The sequence below is a fragment of the Acidobacteriota bacterium genome, assembly GCA_040752915.1.
GTDB lineage: Bacteria > Acidobacteriota > UBA4820 > UBA4820 > DSQY01 > JBFLVU01.
Genome location: JBFMHB010000077.1, coordinates 1 through 2,300 on the forward strand (window position 1 = coordinate 1; position 2,300 = coordinate 2,300).

General features: G+C 68.3%; 5 protein-coding genes. All 5 read left to right on the plus strand.

Going from position 1 to position 2,300, the window contains the following annotated elements:
* Positions 1-56: 56 nt before the first annotated feature.
* Positions 57-503 carry a 50S ribosomal protein L9 gene (rplI, locus tag AB1824_11670; GenBank protein ID MEW5765623.1) on the plus strand — a complete coding sequence of 149 codons (447 nt, stop codon included), beginning with the start codon at positions 57-59 and terminating at the stop codon, positions 501-503.
* Between the two features lies 1 nt (position 504).
* Positions 505-897, plus strand: coding sequence for a DUF6677 family protein (locus tag AB1824_11675; protein ID MEW5765624.1), 393 nt, complete (start codon positions 505-507; stop codon positions 895-897).
* On the plus strand, positions 894-1,073 hold the full coding sequence (locus AB1824_11680; GenBank protein ID MEW5765625.1) for a hypothetical protein: 180 nt from the start codon (positions 894-896) through the stop codon (positions 1,071-1,073). The genes AB1824_11675 and AB1824_11680 overlap by 4 nt, the downstream gene beginning before the upstream one ends.
* Complete coding sequence (locus AB1824_11685) at positions 1,070-1,438, plus strand: VanZ family protein (protein ID MEW5765626.1); 369 nt, start codon at positions 1,070-1,072, stop codon at positions 1,436-1,438. The genes AB1824_11680 and AB1824_11685 overlap by 4 nt, the downstream gene beginning before the upstream one ends.
* Positions 1,423-2,300 (plus strand): GAF domain-containing protein (locus tag AB1824_11690; GenBank protein ID MEW5765627.1); only part of this gene is annotated, 878 nt, incomplete at its 3' end. The genes AB1824_11685 and AB1824_11690, both read left to right, overlap by 16 nt.

Here is a 2,300-nt window from a genome sequence, read left to right on the forward strand (position 1 = left end):
CGGGCCCGTCTGCTCGCCCTGCTCCCCTTCACCCAGGATTGACGGAGGAGGGCCCCATGAAAGTCATCCTGAAAGAAAACCTCGACAACCTCGGACAGCGGGGCGCCGTCGTCAACGTGAAGGACGGGTACGCCCGCAACTACCTCCTCCCCAAAGGTCTGGCCATGCGGTACACCCCGGGAGCCGTCAAGGTCCTGGAGCAGGAGCGCCGCATGTATGAGACGCGCCAGCTCAAGGAGAAGGAGGAGGCGGTGGCCCTGGCGGAGAAGATGCAGGCCGTGGAACTCACCGTGCTCAAGCGCGCGGGCGACCAGGACGTGCTCTACGGGTCGGTGACACCCACCGACGTGGCGGACCTCCTCCGCGAGAAGGGGTTCACCGTGGACAAGCGGAAAATCCTTCTCCACGAGCCCATCAAGAAGCTGGGCGAGTACGAGATCCCCGTGCGACTCCACCACGAGGTGGCCCCAAAGGTCCGCCTCCACGTGATCAAAGAAGAGTAGGATGCGCCCCAGCTTCCCGCGCTGGAAGGCCTACGCCTGCGCCCTTCCGACCCTGCTCATCCCGGGCCTTTCGCACCTTTGCCTGGGCCGGAAGGGGCGGGCCGCGGCCTTCTTCGCGATCGTGGGGGCGACCTACGCCATCGGGCTGCACCTCAGCGGCGCCCTCTTCCCCTTCGACGCCCCCAACTGGCTGTATCGGCTGGGAGGCGTGGCCCAGGCCGGCCTGGGTCTCCTGTACTTCGGCGGCCGGCTGGCAGGTTGGGGGGCCCTGCGGCCCGAGGCCGTCACCGACGTGATGTTCGGATACGGCAGCACCTTCCTCGTGGCGGCGGGTCTGATGAACATGCTCCTCATCATGGACGCCTTCGACATCGCCGTGGGGAGGAAGGAGTGATGCTGAGGGACCATTTCTTCTCCCTGCTCGCCTTCTCGGCGCTCACGGCCCTCTTTTTCGCCACGCTCAACCACAGGGACCGTCGGGGCTTTCTGCTCTCGGTGGCCAAGACTCTCGCCTGGATGGTCCTGGGTTCGCTGGCCTTCGCCTACCTCATGTTCTGGACGGGGCCGTGACTTTCCGGCACTTCGCCAAGTTCTGGCTGCCCCCCCTCCTCTACGTCCTCCTGATCACGCTCCTCTCGCACATGACCCACCCGCCCCTTCCCGCCGGTCTGGAGACCAACTTCCTCCACGTTCCCGAGTACGCCGTGCTCGGGTTCCTGCTGGCCCGGGCCCTGCAAGGTGGTGGGGACGGGAGGGCGGCCCCGGGCGTCTTGGCAGGGGCCCTGGTCCTCGCCCTCCTTCTCGGCGGCCTCGACGAGTTCCACCAGGCCTTCGTGCCCGGCCGCATGCCCGATCCGATGGACTGGGTCCGCGATGGGGCGGGAGCCGTCCTCGGCGTCTCGTCGTGGGGTCTCTGGACATGGATCCGGCGCTGATCGCCGCGACGGCGGCGGCGGGGCTCCTTGTGGGATTCGCGGCGGGCGCCCTCGCGTTCCGCCATAGGCGCCCACGGCAGACCGCCTCTCCCGCGCTCCCACCCGACGGCGCCCTCGTGGATGGACACCGACCGCCGGACTGGGGGGCGCTCTCGTGCCAGTTCCTGGGCCTCTTGCGGCAGGCCACGGGGTCCGATGGGGCCGTGTGTCTGGTGCCCGAACGGGAAGGCTGGAGGGTCTCGGCGACGAACCCGGGGCTGAAGGCGTCGGCGGGCGTGGCGAGGAGGGAAGGACTGGCCGTTCTCGCTCTGGACGGAGAGAAGGAGGTCACGGCCGATTCGGTCCATCCCCAGGTGGTCGGTTACCTTCCCGGCCGCGCCGACCCCTTGTCCTGGGCGCTGGCTCCCGTGATCCACCGGGGGAAGGCCAGGGCCCTTCTCGCCCTCCACCGGGCGGCCGGGCAATCCTACCTGCCCGAAGAGATGGCGATCCTCGTCCGCGCGGCACGGATTTACGACGCCTGGGAGGGCTTCGCGGCCCACTTTCACGCCCTGTCCTCGAGGAGCGACGAGGGTGAGCGCCTGGCGCGGGGCCTCGAGCAGATCGTTCGACAGAAAGAGCCCGACGCCATGGCCGGGTGTGTCCTCGACCACCTCTTCGACCTGCTCCCCGCCCTCTACGCCTTCACCGTCATCCGAAGCCCCCGCTTTCAGTACGCCTACATCGAGACCAAGAAGTTCCAGGTCCCGGAGACCTTCCGGTACATGGACCGCCAGACGTGGGCCTACTGGGTCCTCATGAAAGGCGGGGAACCGCTGTACCTGGAGGGGGCCGCGAGCCGCGACACGGCCATGCCCGTCCT

Coding starts and splice junctions, on each gene's coding strand:
- rplI (MEW5765623.1), top strand. CDS start 57: ATGAAAGTCATCCTGAAAGAAAACCTCGACAACCTCGGACAGCGGGGC.
- AB1824_11675 (MEW5765624.1), top strand. CDS start 505: ATGCGCCCCAGCTTCCCGCGCTGGAAGGCCTACGCCTGCGCCCTTCCG.